The organism is Halomonas litopenaei, from assembly GCF_003045775.1.
Lineage (GTDB): Bacteria > Pseudomonadota > Gammaproteobacteria > Pseudomonadales > Halomonadaceae > Halomonas > Halomonas litopenaei.
The window spans coordinates 23,453-39,652 of record NZ_PXNS01000002.1; the positions used below are offsets into that span (position 1 = coordinate 23,453).

Below are 16,200 nucleotides of genomic sequence, written 5' to 3' on the forward strand. Positions count from 1 at the left end.
TGCCCGATGTGGGCACGGGGCGGCCTGTCAGCGCCGGCGCGGGCGCAGTCGGAAGCCTTGGCGATAGGGATCGCCCGGTTCGCGGAACAGCGAGAGCAGCACGCCGAGGGTCATGACCAGGATGACCACGCTGACCGGCAGGGCGGCAGCGATCAGGGCGGTCTGCAGGGCGGAAAGCCCACCGACCACCAGCAGCACGGCGGCCACCAGGCCGATCACCACACCCCAGAAGACGCGGAACAGCTTGGGCGGATCGTCATCGCCCAGCGACAGGATGGTGGTCAGCACCAGGGTGCCGGAGTCGGATGAGGTGATGAACCAGCTCATCAGCAGGAACACCATCATGGCCGACAGTACCCAGCCGAAGACGCCAGAGCCGACGATCCCGTCCGCGGTGGCGAACAGCGCAGACGGCAGATCCCAGGCGCGCACCATCTCCATGATGCCGGCAGTGCCGGCGCCACCGGCGGCGTTCAGCTCCTGGTGGATGGCGTTGCCGCCGAAGATGACCAGCCAGACAAAGGCCAGCAGCGTCGGTACCAGCAGCACACCGAGGACGAATTCGCGCAGGGTGCGGCCCTTGGAGATGCGCGCGATGAACAGCCCGACGAAGGGAGCCCAGGCGAGCCACCAGCCCCAGTAGAAGATGGTCCAGGCCTGCTGCCATTCGCTGGTACCGGATTGTTCGGCGTACCACAGGCCCATGGGAATGACCTCGGTGGCGTAGTCCGCCAGCGTCTCGCCGAAGGTCTGGATCAGCCACAGGGTCGGCCCGCCGAACAGGAAGATGCCGATCACCACCGCGGATACCCAGATGTTGAGCACCGAGATGATGCGGATGCCCTTCTGCACGCCGCTGACCACCGAGATGATCGACAGCGTCGAGATCACCGCGATCAGCACCAGTTGGGTCGGCAGGCCATCGTCGATGCCGAACAGCTTTTCCAGTCCCACGCCCATCTGGCTGACGCCGAGTCCCAGCGAGGTGGCCACACCGAACACGCAGCCAAGCACGCCGAAGATGTCGAACAGGTGCCCGGCAGGCCCGAAGATGCGATCGCCGATAAAGGGGTAAAGCGCCGATCTTAACGCCAGCGGCAGGCCCTTGCGGTAGGCGAAGTAGGCCAGCGACATGCCGACGATGACGTAGATCGCCCAGCCGTGCAGCCCCCAATGGAAGACCGTCACCCGCAGCGCGTCGATGGCGCGCTCATGCCCGATGGCGGTGGCCCCGGCCATGTCGGCGTGGGGGTTGTTGGGGTAGCCGAAGGAGTCGGTATTATCGAGATAGAAGATCGGCTCGGCGACACCGAAGAACAGGATGCCGATACCGATGCCGGCGGAGAACAGCATCGAGAACCAGGCGAAGTTGCTGAACTCCGGTCGGCTGTCGTCGGTGCCCAGACGGATGCTGCCGTAGCGACTGCAGACGATAAAGGCGCAGACCACCAGCAGGGCGACCACGGTCACCAGGTAGTAGCCGCTGAAGGTGCCCTCGATCCAGGCGCGTGCGGTGCCGAAGACCACGGCGGCGGTGTCGGAACTGAGACCGGTGAACAGTACGAAGAGCAGGATCAGCGCCCCTGACGTGATCGTCATGCCGCGGTGCATGCCCTGGAAGGGGCCGCGTTGTTCGAGTTCGGTCACCTTGTAGTCGGTGCCCATTACCGCGTGGGGATTGTCGTCGGGGGGAGACCCCGGGGAAGATGATTCTGGAGTAGCGATAGTCTGTGTCCTCTTGAGCCGGACCTCGGGCCGGCGATCCCGCTGCCGCTACCGTGAGCGGCCTTGTCGGCGCGGCGGCTCGGGGCGAGCCGCCGCGTCAGACCTGTGGCTCATGGCTCCAGCGGATGCTCCTCGCCGATCACCTCCGGATCGAAGGGCTGGCGAGCGAAGATGCGCCGCAGCATGGGCTCGAAGTGTTCCAGTGGTGGCGTCGGATAGTCCGGATCGAACGCCGCCTGATCGTAGCGTTCACAGAAGTTCACGCAACTCTGGTACCAGGGATGGTCCCGGTAGCGATCGCGTTCGTGTGGATCCTCTCCGAAGTGGTGCGCATAGTACACTTTTTGGAACAGTCCGTGGTGATGGATCACCCAGGTCACTTCGGCGCGCACATAGGGCCGGATGATGGCGGCGGCTAGCTGGGAGTGGTTGTAGGGCGCCAGGTCGTCACCGAGATCGTGCAGCAGCGCGGCCACGATCATGTCCTCGTCGGCACCGTCGGCTTCGGCCCGTGCCGCCGACTGCAGCGAGTGTTCCAGGCGCGTCACCTGGTAGCCGCTCAGGCTGTTCTCGAGTCGGCGCAGCGCGTCCAGCAGGCGGTCGACCAACCCCTGGTTGAAGTTATCTTCGAGTTGCTCGAGAAAGACGTATTCCTCCCGAGTCCCGTCCTTCATCTGGCGAAACGTGACCTTTTCCATTCAGGCGACCTCCTCGATGGACGCATGTTGCTTCAAGAGACTGGCGAAACGCTCCCGCGGGCCGTCGGTATCCAGGTAGCAACCCTGCAGGTGGCGCTGTCCTTCGTTGCTGTCATAGCTGGTGCGGCCGTGTAGTACGCGACTGTTGTCGAACAGCATCAGTTCGCCGGCGCCGAGCGCGAAGCGTACCTCGTAGGTCGGGTCGGCAAACAGTTCGCCAAGGCGCTGGCGGGCGCGGTGGAACAGCCGTGTCTCGGCGTCGGAGAGCAGCGGCAGGCCATCCAGGCGCGGGCTGTAGTGAACGCCGGTGGGGCGACCGTCGTCATCGGTCTGGATCATGGTGCGCTGGGTCACCAGCTGGGTGCCGGCGTCGACGAAGCGAAAGCGTACCGGGGTATGTTTCAGTAGCTCGTAGCCCTCGGGAGTCTCCTGGCGTAGCCGCTCGAGAACCTTGAGGCTGTCGACCAGGGTGGACAGGCCGCCGCTGGTCTCGTTGACCAGACAGTGCAGCAGCTGGATACCCGGCACCGGGTTGCGGTAGGGGTTGTCGGTGTGGGGACCAAGCGCCACGCTGCGATAGGCCAGGTCATTGCCGCTGGGGCGTGAATAGACCTCGAAATAGCGACCGAAGTTGGTTTCCTTGACGTAGCCATAGTGGCTGCCGACCTGAAGGATGCGTTCCGGGTCGGTGGGTACCTTGTAAAGCACCAGATAGCCGTAGCGTAGATAGGCATCCAGTGACTCGCGAAAGACGTCGGGGTCGTCAAGCACCTGGGTCCAGTCAAAGCGTACCTTGTTCTGATCGAGCGAGGCGTCCCAGGGTTCGGCGGCCGGAAACAGCTCGCTCTCTCCGAGTTCCTCGGCCAGGACGCGCAGATCGTAGGTCTCGCGATGGCCGTCGCTGAAGGCCAGCGCCACATGCTGCTCATCGACCTGGGTGGCCTGGGTCAGCGTCAGATTCGCGTCGATGGCATGGGAGTCGAACAGCCGTTGCTGGGTCATCGGCTCCAGTTGATCCGGCGCCTGGGTACGTTCGCGCAGCCACAGCGGGCTGATCTCGCGTGACTGCTGGCCGTCGACGACAACGACGGCCGGGGGCTGTTCGTGGATGACGAACTCAGGGCGGGAGGTTGGCTTTCGCATCGCGGGTCTCCGGTGTCTGGCAAGCGTTCGGCGCGCATGCTGAGCCATCTCCCGGCGAAGGAGTAGAGGCGCTGGCTTATCCTCCACCATGCATTTTCTTTATACCCGTGATGGCAAAGCGCCCGGCAGTACCGGACGCCTGAGGTAGACGCTGTAATACGCACAGATGGGTTCATGGCCGTCAAGCTAACCCGGTTTTGCTCAGGCTCGAGCCCTCTACGGCCGCCAGTTGTCGCGAGTGTTATCCGGTGTCGAGCCTTGGCGTGAATGGTGGCGCGAGGGGTGGCGTAAGCGGCTGTCGAGACCCGCAAGAATCACGTCGTTGCGAAATTCCGCGCGCACCAGATCGTCCTGTGTCAGACACAGTGTCTTGAGTTGGGCGGACGGCTTGGAAGAGGTGGTGAGGCTGCGAGCAGGGCGGGTGGAAGTGGTCATGTCTGTCTCCTGGTCCCCTTGTGAGTCGGCAAGCGCCGACCCAGGGGTTAGGAGTCGCACGCCGCTTTAGCTGCACTTGTATTCCGCCCGCAAGTTGGTGCTTAAATCGGCGGCGTTACGTTGTTCGGCAATAAAAAGTGTTCGGGCAACAAAAAACCCGCTCAGCAATAGCTAAAGCGGGCCTCTGGCGTCGCTTTAGCTGCATTTTTTAAAGCGCCCGCAAGCTGAGATTCGAATCGGCGCAGACCCCAACCTATCCCGCAGGTGACCGGCTGTCAATGAGGTCGTAGCAGCTTGCTTGAGCGTTCTCTCGTTCCCTTCTATATGGCGATGCCGCTCGCCGCAGGCGCGGAGCTATCGAATCATCAGTGCGTAGCTCGGCCCGGGGGGCCGGGGGTCGCAGGACTGGCAACAGGCGCCCGGTGTGAAGAAAAGGGGAGAAGGAGGGGCAAGAGAGCGGCTTGACCCACGCAGGGCCGTCATTTACGTTGCAGGTACCAACTAAGCTGCCTGAGACACGATGCGTCCCCAAAGCGACAGCAACAACCCTCGCGACCTTCCGAGCGGCGAGAACCTCGACCGGGATGCCCGAGCACTCTACGATGCGCTCAATCAACTGATTCGGGTCCATCAGTTTCGAGATCGCGATCGCATCTGCGGCTATGACCTCTCGGTGGCCCAGTGCTATGCCTTGGAGACCCTGGTTCATCAAGGGCCGTTGCGCCTGCAGGGGCTGGCAAGCGAAATGTACCTGGACAAGAGCACGGCGAGTCGCGTGGTGGACGCCCTGGTGCGCAAGGGACATGTCGACCGGGTTGCCGATCCAGTAGATCGACGTGCCGCGCTGATTCGCCCCACGGTGCAGGGAGAAGCGCTGTACCAGACGATTCGCGCCGACCTGATCGCTGAAGAGCGGGCGATGCTCGAAGGTCTCACCCCGGATATGCGTCAGGCGGCGCTGACCCTGATACGGCAGTTGACCCAGGCCGCGCATCGGCGCTGTGGTCCGGGGCCTGGGACCCTGAGTTCTGTAGAGGACGAGACCTGAGTTTTTTTGCCTATTTCGTTGGTACTAGCAACTAAGTTCGGGTGCGATGGCATTCCTGCCTAGATGCTACTCATTGAAGGAGCGATAGATGAATCAGACAAGCGGCAGGATCGCGATTATCGGAGGTGGCCCCATCGGGCTCGCCGCCTGCGCCCATGCGCTAGCGCATGGACTCGATCCGGTAGTCATCGAAGCGGGTACGGGCGTCGGTGAGCATCTGCGGCAGTGGGGGCATGTGCGAATGTTTACGCCCTGGGAATGCAATCTTGATCATCACGCTGCCGCACTGTTGAAGGCTTGGGGTTGGCAGCCACCAGGCGGCAATGCTTGCCCGACCGGCCAGGAGCTTGTGGAGCACTATCTGGAGCCGCTGGCGAACTTGCCTGAGCTCCGAGACCGCGTGCACTTGCAAAGCCGCGTGCTGGGAGTGAGCCGGGCTGGTATCGATGTGCTGAAGGACAAGGGGCGCTGCGAGGCGCCGTTCGTCCTGAGGATCGAAGACCCCGATGGCGATCGGGACCTTTTGGCCGATGCGGTCATCGACGCCTCCGGTACCTTCGGCCAGCCCAACTGGATGGGGGCCCACGGCATGCCAGCGCTAGGGGAAGCGCGATGGGCACAGCGAGTGACCTACGGTCTGCCGGCGGTGCTGAAGGAGGGGCGCGATCGCTACGCCAACCGTCGTGTGCTGGTGGTCGGCGCCGGGCATTCGGCCTTCAATCTACTCCGCGATCTGGCCGAGCTTGGCGAGGCAGCCCCGGATACCAGGGTGCTGTGGGCGATCCGTGGTGATTCACTGGCCAGGATGTTCTGCGGGTGCGCCGACGATCCTCTCGAGGAACGTGGTCGGCTCGGGCTGGAGGTTCAGCGCCTGGTGAGCGATGGCAGGATCGAGGTCTATCCCGGGGTCAGGATCGAGCGACTTGAGGAGGGGGCCGATGGTCTGCTCATCCACGGGGAAGGTCAGAGCCTGCCGCCGGTAGACGAGGTCATCGTCGCTACCGGCTTCCGGCCGGATCTGTCGCTGTTGTCCGAGCTTCGCCTCGAGCTGGATCCGGCCACCCAGAGTCCGGTTCGTCTGGCGCCGTTGATCGATCCCAACGTCCACAGCTGTGGCTCGGTACCCTCCCACGGCGCCGAGGAGCTCCGCCATCCGGAGCAGGGGCTGTATATCCTGGGCATCAAGAGCTACGGCCGTGCCCCCACCTTCCTGTTGAGGACCGGTTACGAACAGGTGCGCTCGGTGGTGGCAACGCTGGCGGAAAGGGCGGCACGGCGGGGGTAGGGCAGGGCATGCCGGATGGTGAACTGCTCCGGGGTATGGCTGTCACCGTGGGTGAGTGCCCAAGAAGATGGCAAGGAGCGCCAGCCTGCCATTTTTTTTGTCGGAGCAGCAATGAGTATGGATTTTTTCTGTATTTAGCGGGAGAGCAAAGGTTTTTTTGTTTGATTCGCGATAATGCATAAACTCATTTTTAACGAAAGGTCGCTGGCTTGACATGCGGCCTTTATAGCCACCATATTGAATTGGTTAATCGATAAATTCGTTAGACAATATGAGGCAATTATGAATAACAAGAAGCCATCCTGGGTCACCTATTTTTCTCTAGCAGCAGTGGGTCTTGCAGGAACGGGAATTTCCTCGACGGCATTGGCTCAAGACCCATATACGGTGGGTATTGAAGCCTCCTTTCCGCCTTGGGCATATGTAGAAAGTGGTGAGTTCAAGGGCATCGCCATCGATGCGATGAGTGCTATCGCTGAAGATCAAGGCTTTGAGATTGAATTTCAGGACATGCCGTTCCCTTCTCTGATTCCAGCGCTGGCGGCTCAAAAGATTGATATATTGGCGACTGGGCTGACTGTGACAGAGGAGCGGGCAGAGGCCATCGATTTCAGTATACCCTGGTGGGAAACCAACGATGTTGTGTTGGTTCCTGAAGATTCTGACGCCAATGTCTTTACGGCAGTCTGCTGCGGCGCTAGTGTCGGCGTCCAAGGTGGTTCGTCCCAGCAGGCATGGATGGAAGAGAACGTTATCAATAATAGCGATGTTGACGTTTCTCTCTCCAAGTACGATAGCTACGTGACCGCTGTCGATGACATGGCGATCGGCAGGATTTCATCGGTCATTGTGGACGATACGTCCGCTCAGGAATATATCAACTCTGGCCGACCGGTAAAAATGGCTGGCAAGATCTATATTCGTGCTCCTTTGGCGCTGGCTGTCACCAAGGATGATTCGCAGGAGGTCCTTGGAAAGTTGAACCAGGGTATCATGAATATTTATGACTCCGGTGAGTGGCAGGAAATCGTAAGCAGCTATATCCCCGGGGTTGTGGCGCCTCCCATTCCTGGCCATATGCCGGGTTTTGTAGATACCTATGACAAGCCGGTGAGTGGACTTCCCGAGCTCGGAAACGAATAAATCTGGCGTTATATTGCTGTAGGCGCTTCCTCGACCGGAAGCGCCTTTTTTCATCGGGGCAGATGTCATGGATATCTATGATGTGCTTATTAGAGACTTTCCCTTTCTTTTGAAAGGGCTGGGGGTCGCGATTGCCCTCTTGTTCTGTCTTTTGGTTATAGGTTTATTTCTTGGCCTGGCTATATGCTTGATACAGCTGTACGGGCCACGTTCTCGTTTTGTTCAGTGGCCGCTGATCGTCTACGAGCGAATTTTTCGTGGTATTCCAATCATTATAATGCTGTTCATTTTTTTCTATGGATTATCTGGTGTATACGATATCTCCGCTTTCGCTGCGGCAGTTTTGGCAATGGGGCTAAGATCTGCTGCTTATCAATCTCAGATTTTTCGTAGTGCCTTCCAGTCTGTTCCTGAGGGCCAGATGCTGGCTGCGAGGGCGATGGGAATGTCTAGTTCCAAGGCGATTGCATATATCGTTTTACCTCAAGCCATACGACACGCAATAGGGCCTTGGACAAACGAGTTTTCATCTCAGATAAAGGAAACGTCGCTGGCGTACGTGATCGGTGTTGTCGAACTGACGCGTCAAGCTCACTATATAATTACCAGTACCCAAGGAAACGTCCTCATCGTATTTGCGGTAGTCGCTCTTCTCTATTTTATTCTAAATAGAGCCGGGAATAGTGCCCTTTATGCTTTTGAAAGGAAATTGTCGGTTCCGGGGTTCGAAAAATAAGATGAGAGATAATGTTATGGACAGCGATCTGGTTCTCGATGTAAAAGGTGTGAAGAAAAGCTATGGCGGTGTAGAGGTCCTGAAAGGTATCAGCTTTTCTCTTCATCGGGGTGAAACAAAAGTTCTTATTGGTCCATCCGGATCAGGAAAAAGTACGCTTTTGCGAAGTATCAACCATCTCACTCACCCCGACGATGGAAAGGTCTACCTCAAGGGAGAAGAAGTCACCGACAGTAATATCGACAAGATGCGGGCGCGGATCGGCTTTGTTTTCCAGGATTTTAACCTGTTCTCCCATCTCACCGTCTTGGACAACGTACGAATTTGCCAAATCAGGGTAAATGGAGTCGAGCGAGATAAGGCGACTCGTCGTGCCTATGAGGAGTTGGAGCGAGTGGGGTTGTCGGACAGGGCAGATGCTTATCCGGCAGAACTCTCGGGTGGTCAGCAGCAGCGTGTGTCTATTGCAAGGGCGCTGGCGATGGACCCTGACGTGCTGCTGTTTGATGAGCCTACATCAGCGTTGGACCCTGAGTTGACGGGGGAAGTGGTCAAAGTCATGCAGCAACTCGCCAGTGACGGGATGACGATGGTCGTGGTAACTCACGAGATGAGCTTTGCACGTCAGGCTGCCGACGAGATCATCTTTATGGAGAAAGGCTATATCGTTGAGCAGGGTGACCCGCAGACCCTGTTCACAGGCGCAGAGAATGAGCGCACCAGGGCTTTCCTCAACGTCATCGCAGAGCATGGGTGAGCGCTATGATGGATTTTTTGAGCTTTGGCCTTGAGTGGCTGCCGCAACTCCTCACAGGGGTTCCGATCACCCTCGCCCTCTGGGTGATTGCGATCACGCTCGGTTTCTTTCTCGGGCTTGCGCTGTGTTGGGCGCGTGTCTACGGTGGGCGAGTCTGGTATTGGATCAGTACCGCATATATAGAGCTTTTTCGCGGGACGCCGATGCTGGTCCAGATGTTCTTTATTTATCTGGGTCTCCCCCACGTAGGCATTGTCTTTGATGCTTTCACCTCCGCGGTGATCGCCATCACCTTGAACAGTGCCGCCTACCAGGCAGAGTACTTTCGTGGTTCGATCCTGTCGGTGCCTTCAGGGCAATTGACCGCCGCAAGGGCGTGCGGGATGAGCAAATGGCAGGCTATCCGACACGTCATGTTGCCGCAGGCGTTACGGAGGGTGATACCTCAGTGGTCCAACGAAGCGATCATCGAGCTCAAGTTCACTTCCATTGCCTATACCATCGGCGTGGTTGAGATTTCGGCAATTGCTCAGGATATCGGCTCGCGAACATTGGACTTTTTCCACGTCTTTCTCTGGGCGGGGATCATCTATCTTGTGCTGACGTCCAGTGTGGCAAGCCTGCTTGGCTGGGTCGAGCGGAAGACTTGGGTGCCTGGGGTGACCACTCAGTGAGCCCGAGAGGCGTCTGGAGCCTCGCATTGGACCAGTAGTGAGCTACCGAAGTCGCTACATCAAGCGCCCCCGGTGAGCAAGTGGTTGCTCATCGGGGGCGCGTCTGTTCTGGCGACGTCGCCTCAGGCGGTGGCGAGGGGCGACGGGCGTTCCAGGGTCAGCAGGGTGTCGTGGTCGCGCAGTCGATAGAGGGTGTAGCAGGCGGCCAGCATCGGCAGGGCGGCGAAGAACAGCATATGGCCGAAGGGATCGGTCACCATCGCCGGGATAGTCACCAGCGTCGAGACGCCGTGTACCAGCAGCACGCCACCATAGCTTATGCGCTTGAAGCTGCCGCTGACGAAGGCCAGGATCAGCACCAGTTCGAGCACACCTAGCGCCACCACGACGGCGGTGCCGACGCCGGCGATGCCGAAGTACTTGTCCATGATCCCGCTGCCCTGGCTTGGATTGATGAACTTGCTCAGGGTCCAGACCAGCAGTACCAGAAAGATGCCGATACGCATCGCCAGCAGCCCGCCCTTGAGGCCCGCCATCTCGTTTCCTTCAGTGTGCATCTGAGCTTCCTTGGTCGTCTTCTAGGGGATGGCGCTCGATGGGCGAGCGCCGTGGGAGGCTGTGTCGCATCTGAAAGCGGGACCTTACAACCAGAAGAAAACTTTTCGTGCGGGAGCAGGGAAGGGGCCAGGCCATGCGCCGAGCCACCGAAAACGGAGGGTCTCAGCCGGCTGCCCCCCTGGGAGCTACTCGGGCGGGGCTTACTCGGATGGGGCTTACTCGGGCGGAGCTAGCTCGGACGGGGATTACTCGCGCGGGGACTACTTTGACCGGGCCTACTCGGTTGGGGCCTGTGGCGCGGCGCAGCCTTTGAGGTGGTCGACGAACTGGCGCACCTTTGCGAGCTCTCCCAGGTGCTCGGGATAGACCAGGTAGTAGGCGTCGGGACCGCGCAACAGGGTGGGCCAGGCGGGGACCAGGGCGCCGGCTTCCAGTTCATGGTCGATCATGAAGCGTGGAATCAGGGCAAGGCCGCCGCCGGCCATGACCGTGCGAATCAGCGTCTGAAAGGTTTCGAAGCGGATACCGTGGTAGCTGCGATCGGTGCGAATGCCCTGTTCGTCGAACCAGCGGTGCCACGCGTCGGGGCGGGTCGACAGGTGCAGCAGCCGGCAGTTGGCCAGATCGGCGGGGCTGACGATGCGCTGGCGCGCCAGATAGCCGGGTGCGCCGACCGCCATCACCTCTTCCTCGAACAGCTTGTGACATTCGAGGTTGGGCCAGCTGCCGTGGCCGTGGAAGATCGCTATGTCGATGCCTTCGTTTTCCAGATCGAAGGTCTCCACGCGGTCGGACAGGTGCAGGGTGATACCGGGGTGAGCCTCGAAGAAGGCCGGTAGCTGCAGCGACAGCCAGCGCGTGCCGAAGGTGGGAAGCGTGGCCACCTTGAGCACGTCACCGTGGCCGCTGTAGGTCATGATGGCGTTGGCCGACATCTCGAGGTGGGCCAGGATCTTGCGCACCTCGGTCAGGTACAGCGAGCCCTCCGGCGTCAGCACCAGGGTGCGCCTGAGTCGACGGAAGAGCTTGTGCTGAAGGTAGTCCTCGAGCTGGGCCACCTGCTTGCTGATGGCGCTCTGGGTGATGCTCAGCTCATCCGCCGCCCGGGTGAAACTCAGGTGCCGGGCGGCGGCTTCGAAACACTGAAGCGTGGTGGTCGAGGGGAGATGACGGGCCTTCATCGAACGCTGACTCCAGCGTAAAAAACCGCCATTCTACCCCAACCGAGGGACTACCGCTGTTGCCGGTACGTTTTTCGAAACGACCTCCTGCTGAGGTGCTCATTTAAGTTCCCGGCGGCCACTGGGCTACCGGGAACAGGGCCGCCGGGAACTGGCGCTCATCGACACCGTCGCCGTCAGCGCTGGGCCGACGTTGCCGTATCCAGCGGCGCCTCGGGGCGGCGTGACTGCCACAATGCCACCAGCGCCAGGGCCACCAGCCCCAGGCTGCTGGTGATGGGGGCCGGGGCCACCATGGCCAGGCCCGCTGCCAGCAGCACCGCCCGCTCCCACATCAGGGCATCACGCACGAAGTGGCCGATCAAAGCGGCGCTTACGCCGACCAGGCCCACCAGCAGGAAGCCGACATCGCGTACCAGGCCCAGCGGTGTGGCGTCGATCATCACCAGCGCCGGGTTGTAGATCAGCGCGTAGGGGATGATGAAGGCGCCGATGGCCAGTTTCAGCGCCGTCACTCCGGTCTTCATCGGATTGGCCCCGGCAATCCCTGCGCCGGCGTAGGCCGCCAGGCAGACCGGTGGCGTGATGTCGGCCACGATCCCGAAGTAGAACACGAACAGGTGCACCGCCATGGGCGCCAGGCCGAACTCGTTGATCAGCGCCGGCGCGGCGATGGTCGCGGTGACGACGTAATTGGCGGTGGTCGGCAGGCCCATGCCCAGCACGATGCAGGCCAGCATGGTGAAGATCAGGGCGAGGATCAGGGTGCCGTCGGCCAGGCTGATGATGCCAGCGGCGAACTTGGCGCCCAGCCCGGTCATGCCCACCACCCCGGCGATGATGCCGGCGGTGGCCACCGCGGCGATCACCGGCAGCGCGACCCTGGCGCCCTTGTCCAGCAGGCGCACCAGGTCGGCAAGCGACGGTCGGGTCTCCTTGCGCAGCAGGCTGACCGCCAGTGCTGCGGCGATGCCCAGCAGGGCGGCACGCTGGGCGGTGAAGCCGACGCTGACGGTGGTCACGATCACCGCCAGCGGAAGCAGCATGTACCCCTGACGCATCAACAGCTTGCGCTTGCTGGGAAGCTGGTCCTTGGGGATGCCCAGGATACGGCTGCGCTTGGCCTCGAAGTGCACGCCGATAAAGATACCGGTGAAGTACATCAGCGCCGGTATCAGTGCGGCGTACATGATCTCGCGATAGGACACGCCGACGTACTCGACCATGATGAAGGCGGCCGCGCCCATCAATGGCGGCATGATCTGCCCACCGGTGGAGGCCGACGCCTCGGTGGCGGCGGCGACCTCGGGACGGAAGCGGGCATTCTTCATCATCGGAATGGTGAAAGAGCCCGAGGCCACGGTATTGCCGACCGAGCTGCCCGAGATCATGCCCTGCAGCGAGCTTGCGATCACCGCCGCCTTGGCGGTCCCGCCGGTGAAGCGACCGGTGGCGGCGAAGGCGAGGTCATTGAAGAAGCGGCCGACCCCGGTCTGGATCAGTACCACGCCGAAGAACAGAAACAGGAAGATGAACTTCGCCGAGATCTGCAGGGGCGTGCCGAACACGCCGCTTTCGCGGAACCACAGATAGGGAGCGACCTGCTCGAGCGAGAACCCGGGGTGGGACAGCAGCGCCGTCGGAATATGGTTGCCCAGCAGGGCATAGGCCAGCGCCAGCAGGGCCACGATCACGATGGGCAAGCCGACGGTGCGACGCGTCGCTTCCAGCACGAACAGCACACCGGCGCCGGCCACGATCAGGTCCAGGGTGGAATAGCCGGTGATGCGGGCGCGCAGCACCTCGTCGTAGAACAGGATCTTGTAGTAGGCGCCAAAGGTGGCGGTGAAGGCCAGTACCACGTCGTACCAGGGCACCGCTCGGCGGGCGCGCTCGCCGCGACAGGCGGGGAATAGCAGGAAGATCATCCCGAGCGCGAGGCCCAGGTGTACCGCCCCTTGCTGTTGCGATGGCAGGGTACCGAAGTAGCCGGTATAGAGGTGAAAGGATGTCAGCGCGATGCCGAGCAGCGACACCGCCCAGCCCCAGCGGCCCAGGTGAGCGCGAACGCTGGACTCCCGGTCGTACTTCTCGAGCAATTGCCGAGGGGCATCGGCCGTTGTTTTTTCGACCATGGCGTGAATCTCCCGATGATCGCCAGGCGCCGACACGCCGGCGCCTGACGATGACATGGTTTACTTGGCGAGGTCGTCGAGGCTGGTGATACCGCTGTCTTCGCGGGTCACGATCTGGATGACTTCCGGATAGATGTGGCCGATAAAGGCGACGTTGCCGATGGCGTTGTCGTCGAACTCACCGTTGCCGGATACCGCGTCCTTGGCCGGTGCATGCACGGTCATGCCCAGGTCCATGCGGTCGTCACGTATGCTGACGAGGTTCTCGATGGAGGCGCCGGTCTCGATGTTGGTGAAGTTGGCCCCGTCGAGATAGTTGTTCCAGATGGTGGCCATCTCGCCACCCAGCGGGTAGTAGGTGCCGCCCTGGCTGCCGGTACCGAGGATGTACTCGCTCTTGTCGCCCTGGATCTCGAGCTGAGCCACCGGGTTGCTCACCTCCAGTCCCTGCTCTTCGTAGTAGCGTTTGGCACCCGGATGGATCGGGATGCCAGCGGAGCCGTTCAGTGCGTTCTCCAGGGTCATGAAGGCGGACTGGGCGTGGGTGTTTTCTTCGGCCTTCTCGTGCATCAGGCGAGCCAGTTCATAGCCAAGCTCCTCGTCGATGCTGTGGGTGTTGCCCACCAGCACGGCGTAGGCGGTCACCGTGGTCACGTCCTGGTCAAGAAACTCGTAGCTGTCCTGGGGGATGACGAAGCGACGGTACTCGCTATTGGCTTCGATATAGTCCACCGCGTCGTCGCTCAGGCCGATCATGCGAACGTCACCGGCGGCTGCCTGAAGGTTCTCGATGCTTCCGGACGGCAAGCCGAGGATGCCGATCGACAGGTCAATATTGCCGTCCTGGACACCGTCGAGCGCCGCGCCGAAACCTTCCTGATAGGCGCTGTAGTCATCTTCCTTCACCCCGTGGGCGTCGAGCAGCAGCTTTGACACCAGTTGGGTGGTGCTGGCGGGCGGGCCGATCGCGACGTTCGGGGTAGAGGAGGCGCCGTCGCTGCAGGCGCTGAGAAGAGTGGATGCGGCGATGGCGATCGCGGCCGGCTTCAGGGGATGAGTCATGTGACGTTCCTGTCGTTGAGGTGATGTCGTGGCTCTCTGGCCATGTTTTTTTGGCTATTGTTGCTGGCTCAAGCAGAGCGGCGGGCATTGTTACCACGAGCCTTTATCACCCACAAAAGAAATCTAATACTCGATCTATTCCTTTTGCTCATTTACGTGCCGATGCCGCAGTTTTTCGAGAGGATATCGGCGCGCCTGGTATTCATTTATGGAATGCATAAGACGCTTTTTTTCGTTTGAAGAGCTCCAGTGCCGCTGGTTACATCGTCGTCCTGAATTTTTCGACGATTCGACAGGTACCGGACATGGACTTTCCTCACGTCAGCGCCTCGCTGGGCATCGTTCACCCCTTGTGTGTGGAGCATGGGCGCAACGCCGAGCTATGGGACGAGGACGGTCGACACTACGTCGACTTTATCGGCGGCATCGGCGTGCTCAATCTGGGGCATGGACATCCGGCGGTGGTGGAAGCGGTGAAAGCCCAGGTGGATCGGCTGATGCATTCCGCCTTTAACGCCTTGCCCCACCGTGGCTATCTGGAGGTGGCCCAGGCGCTCGATGCCTTCGTGCCAGTGTCCTACCCGCTGTCGTGCATGCTGACCAACTGCGGGGCCGAGGCGACCGAGAATGCCCTCAAGGTGGCGCGAGCGGCGACCGGTCGTCAGGCGGTCATCGCCTTCGATGACGGTTTTCACGGCCGCACCCTCGCGGCGCTCAACCTCAACGGCAAGGTCAAGCCCTACAAGACCGGGCTCGGCAGTCTGCCGGGGCCGGTGTATCACTTGCCGTTCCCGAGCCGGGACAACGATGTCAGCACCGAGCAGGCCATACACGCCCTCGACCGTCTGCTCGAGGTCGAGCTGCCCGCTGACGAGATCGCCGCGATCATCGTCGAGCCGGTGCAGGGCGAGGGTGGCTTCCGCCTGCTCGATGCGACCTTCGCCGCGCACCTTCGCGAATTCTGCGACCGCCACGGCATGGCGCTGATCTTCGATGAGATTCAGTCCGGATTCGGGCGTACCGGTCGGCGTTTTGCGTTCACCCATTTGGGCGTCGAGCCTGACCTGCTGTTGATGGGCAAGAGCATGGCGGCGGGGCTGCCGCTGGCGGCGGTGGCCGGCAAGTCCCGATTCATGGATGCCCTGCCCAAGGGTGGGCTCGGCGGGACCTACTCCGGTAACCCGGTGGCTTGTGCCGCGGCTCGTACGGTGATGGAGGTGATGAGCGAGGCGCGCTTGGCGGGCTGGAGCGAGGCCCAGGAGTCACTGATCGTGGCGACCCACGCCCGCCTGAAGGAGCGCTTTCCGATGGTGGGGGCCTTGACCGGGGTAGGTGCCATGCGCGGCATCGTGTTCAACGATACCGCGGGGGCCAGCGGCGCCGAGCACCTGGCCGCGTTGCTGGCCGCCGGACGCGAGGCGGGGGTGCTGTTGATGCCGAGTGGGCGTCGCCGCAACGTGCTGCGCCTGCTGGCCCCGCTGACCGCAGAGCCTGAGGTGTTGAGAGAAGGTATGGCGCGGCTGGAGCGCGCGTTGGCGACGCTCACGCCATGATTGCCCGGATCGCCCTCCGTGATGACGCCCGCCACGACTCCCGCCACCACGCCTGGAATGATGCGGG

General features: G+C 61.3%; 15 protein-coding genes. 7 read left to right on the top strand and 8 right to left on the bottom strand.

What is annotated here, in order from left to right:
* Positions 1 to 27: 27 nt before the first annotated feature.
* From C6W88_RS04675 to C6W88_RS04690, 4 genes are all read right to left on the bottom strand, one after another.
* Entirely contained in the window at positions 28 to 1,665 is a 1,638-nt protein-coding gene (locus tag C6W88_RS04675; RefSeq protein WP_181248556.1) for a BCCT family transporter, read from the bottom strand.
* A gap of 170 nt (positions 1,666 to 1,835) precedes the next feature.
* Entirely contained in the window at positions 1,836 to 2,423 is a 588-nt protein-coding gene (locus tag C6W88_RS04680; protein WP_108131673.1) for an HD domain-containing protein, read from the bottom strand.
* Positions 2,424 to 3,566 carry a TauD/TfdA family dioxygenase gene (locus tag C6W88_RS04685; protein ID WP_108131674.1) on the bottom strand — a complete coding sequence of 381 codons (1,143 nt, stop codon included), beginning with the start codon at positions 3,564 to 3,566 and terminating at the stop codon, positions 2,424 to 2,426.
* A 216-nt stretch (positions 3,567 to 3,782) separates the two neighbouring features.
* Positions 3,783 to 4,001, bottom strand: coding sequence for a hypothetical protein (locus C6W88_RS04690; protein WP_108131675.1), 219 nt, complete (start codon positions 3,999 to 4,001; stop codon positions 3,783 to 3,785).
* Between the two features lie 520 nt (positions 4,002 to 4,521).
* Here C6W88_RS04690 and C6W88_RS04695 point away from each other — a divergent pair.
* The 6 genes from C6W88_RS04695 to C6W88_RS04720 all read left to right on the top strand — a co-directional run bounded on the left by C6W88_RS04695 (position 4,522) and on the right by C6W88_RS04720 (position 9,644).
* A complete protein-coding gene (locus C6W88_RS04695; protein WP_108131676.1) occupies positions 4,522 to 5,049 on the top strand; it encodes a MarR family winged helix-turn-helix transcriptional regulator in 528 nt (175 codons plus the stop codon).
* Positions 5,050 to 5,137: 88 nt separating this feature from the next.
* Positions 5,138 to 6,334, top strand: coding sequence for an NAD(P)-binding domain-containing protein (locus tag C6W88_RS04700; protein ID WP_108131677.1), 1,197 nt, complete (start codon positions 5,138 to 5,140; stop codon positions 6,332 to 6,334).
* A 282-nt stretch (positions 6,335 to 6,616) separates the two neighbouring features.
* The gene (locus C6W88_RS04705) at positions 6,617 to 7,477 is read left to right on the top strand and encodes a transporter substrate-binding domain-containing protein (protein WP_108131678.1); all 861 of its coding nucleotides are present in this window, start codon (positions 6,617 to 6,619) and stop codon (positions 7,475 to 7,477) included.
* Between the two features lie 67 nt (positions 7,478 to 7,544).
* The gene (locus C6W88_RS04710) at positions 7,545 to 8,213 is read left to right on the top strand and encodes an amino acid ABC transporter permease (RefSeq protein ID WP_045990953.1); all 669 of its coding nucleotides are present in this window, start codon (positions 7,545 to 7,547) and stop codon (positions 8,211 to 8,213) included.
* Between the two features lie 16 nt (positions 8,214 to 8,229).
* Entirely contained in the window at positions 8,230 to 8,970 is a 741-nt protein-coding gene (locus tag C6W88_RS04715; protein ID WP_156088599.1) for an amino acid ABC transporter ATP-binding protein, read from the top strand.
* 5 nt (positions 8,971 to 8,975) lie between these two features.
* Positions 8,976 to 9,644, top strand: coding sequence for an amino acid ABC transporter permease (locus C6W88_RS04720; protein ID WP_108131680.1), 669 nt, complete (start codon positions 8,976 to 8,978; stop codon positions 9,642 to 9,644).
* 122 nt (positions 9,645 to 9,766) lie between these two features.
* Here the strand turns inward: C6W88_RS04720 and C6W88_RS04725 are convergent, their stop codons facing one another.
* The 4 genes from C6W88_RS04725 to C6W88_RS04740 form a co-directional block, all read right to left on the bottom strand.
* Complete coding sequence (locus C6W88_RS04725; RefSeq protein ID WP_231498530.1) at positions 9,767 to 10,201, bottom strand: hypothetical protein; 435 nt, start codon at positions 10,199 to 10,201, stop codon at positions 9,767 to 9,769.
* Between the two features lie 276 nt (positions 10,202 to 10,477).
* Positions 10,478 to 11,383, bottom strand: coding sequence for a LysR substrate-binding domain-containing protein (locus C6W88_RS04730; protein ID WP_108131681.1), 906 nt, complete (start codon positions 11,381 to 11,383; stop codon positions 10,478 to 10,480).
* 176 nt (positions 11,384 to 11,559) lie between these two features.
* A complete protein-coding gene (locus C6W88_RS04735; protein WP_108131682.1) occupies positions 11,560 to 13,518 on the bottom strand; it encodes a TRAP transporter permease in 1,959 nt (652 codons plus the stop codon).
* 60 nt (positions 13,519 to 13,578) lie between these two features.
* Positions 13,579 to 14,580, bottom strand: a complete 1,002-nt coding sequence (locus C6W88_RS04740; RefSeq protein ID WP_108131683.1) for a TAXI family TRAP transporter solute-binding subunit — start codon at positions 14,578 to 14,580, stop codon at positions 13,579 to 13,581.
* A 305-nt stretch (positions 14,581 to 14,885) separates the two neighbouring features.
* Here C6W88_RS04740 and C6W88_RS04750 point away from each other — a divergent pair, with 305 nt between their 5' ends.
* Entirely contained in the window at positions 14,886 to 16,133 is a 1,248-nt protein-coding gene (locus C6W88_RS04750) for a 2-aminoadipate transaminase (protein WP_108131685.1), read from the top strand.
* The last annotated feature ends 67 nt before the right edge of the window (positions 16,134 to 16,200 follow it).

Coding starts and splice junctions, on each gene's coding strand:
- C6W88_RS04680 (WP_108131673.1), bottom strand. CDS start 2,423: ATGGAAAAGGTCACGTTTCGCCAGATGAAGGACGGGACTCGGGAGGAA.
- C6W88_RS04730 (WP_108131681.1), bottom strand. CDS start 11,383: ATGAAGGCCCGTCATCTCCCCTCGACCACCACGCTTCAGTGTTTCGAA.
- C6W88_RS04690 (WP_108131675.1), bottom strand. CDS start 4,001: ATGACCACTTCCACCCGCCCTGCTCGCAGCCTCACCACCTCTTCCAAG.
- C6W88_RS04710 (WP_045990953.1), top strand. CDS start 7,545: ATGGATATCTATGATGTGCTTATTAGAGACTTTCCCTTTCTTTTGAAA.
- C6W88_RS04695 (WP_108131676.1), top strand. CDS start 4,522: ATGCGTCCCCAAAGCGACAGCAACAACCCTCGCGACCTTCCGAGCGGC.
- C6W88_RS04735 (WP_108131682.1), bottom strand. CDS start 13,518: ATGGTCGAAAAAACAACGGCCGATGCCCCTCGGCAATTGCTCGAGAAG.
- C6W88_RS04675 (WP_181248556.1), bottom strand. CDS start 1,665: ATGGGCACCGACTACAAGGTGACCGAACTCGAACAACGCGGCCCCTTC.
- C6W88_RS04715 (WP_156088599.1), top strand. CDS start 8,230: ATGGACAGCGATCTGGTTCTCGATGTAAAAGGTGTGAAGAAAAGCTAT.
- C6W88_RS04725 (WP_231498530.1), bottom strand. CDS start 10,201: ATGCACACTGAAGGAAACGAGATGGCGGGCCTCAAGGGCGGGCTGCTG.
- C6W88_RS04740 (WP_108131683.1), bottom strand. CDS start 14,580: ATGACTCATCCCCTGAAGCCGGCCGCGATCGCCATCGCCGCATCCACT.
- C6W88_RS04685 (WP_108131674.1), bottom strand. CDS start 3,566: ATGCGAAAGCCAACCTCCCGCCCTGAGTTCGTCATCCACGAACAGCCC.
- C6W88_RS04700 (WP_108131677.1), top strand. CDS start 5,138: ATGAATCAGACAAGCGGCAGGATCGCGATTATCGGAGGTGGCCCCATC.
- C6W88_RS04750 (WP_108131685.1), top strand. CDS start 14,886: ATGGACTTTCCTCACGTCAGCGCCTCGCTGGGCATCGTTCACCCCTTG.
- C6W88_RS04705 (WP_108131678.1), top strand. CDS start 6,617: ATGAATAACAAGAAGCCATCCTGGGTCACCTATTTTTCTCTAGCAGCA.
- C6W88_RS04720 (WP_108131680.1), top strand. CDS start 8,976: ATGATGGATTTTTTGAGCTTTGGCCTTGAGTGGCTGCCGCAACTCCTC.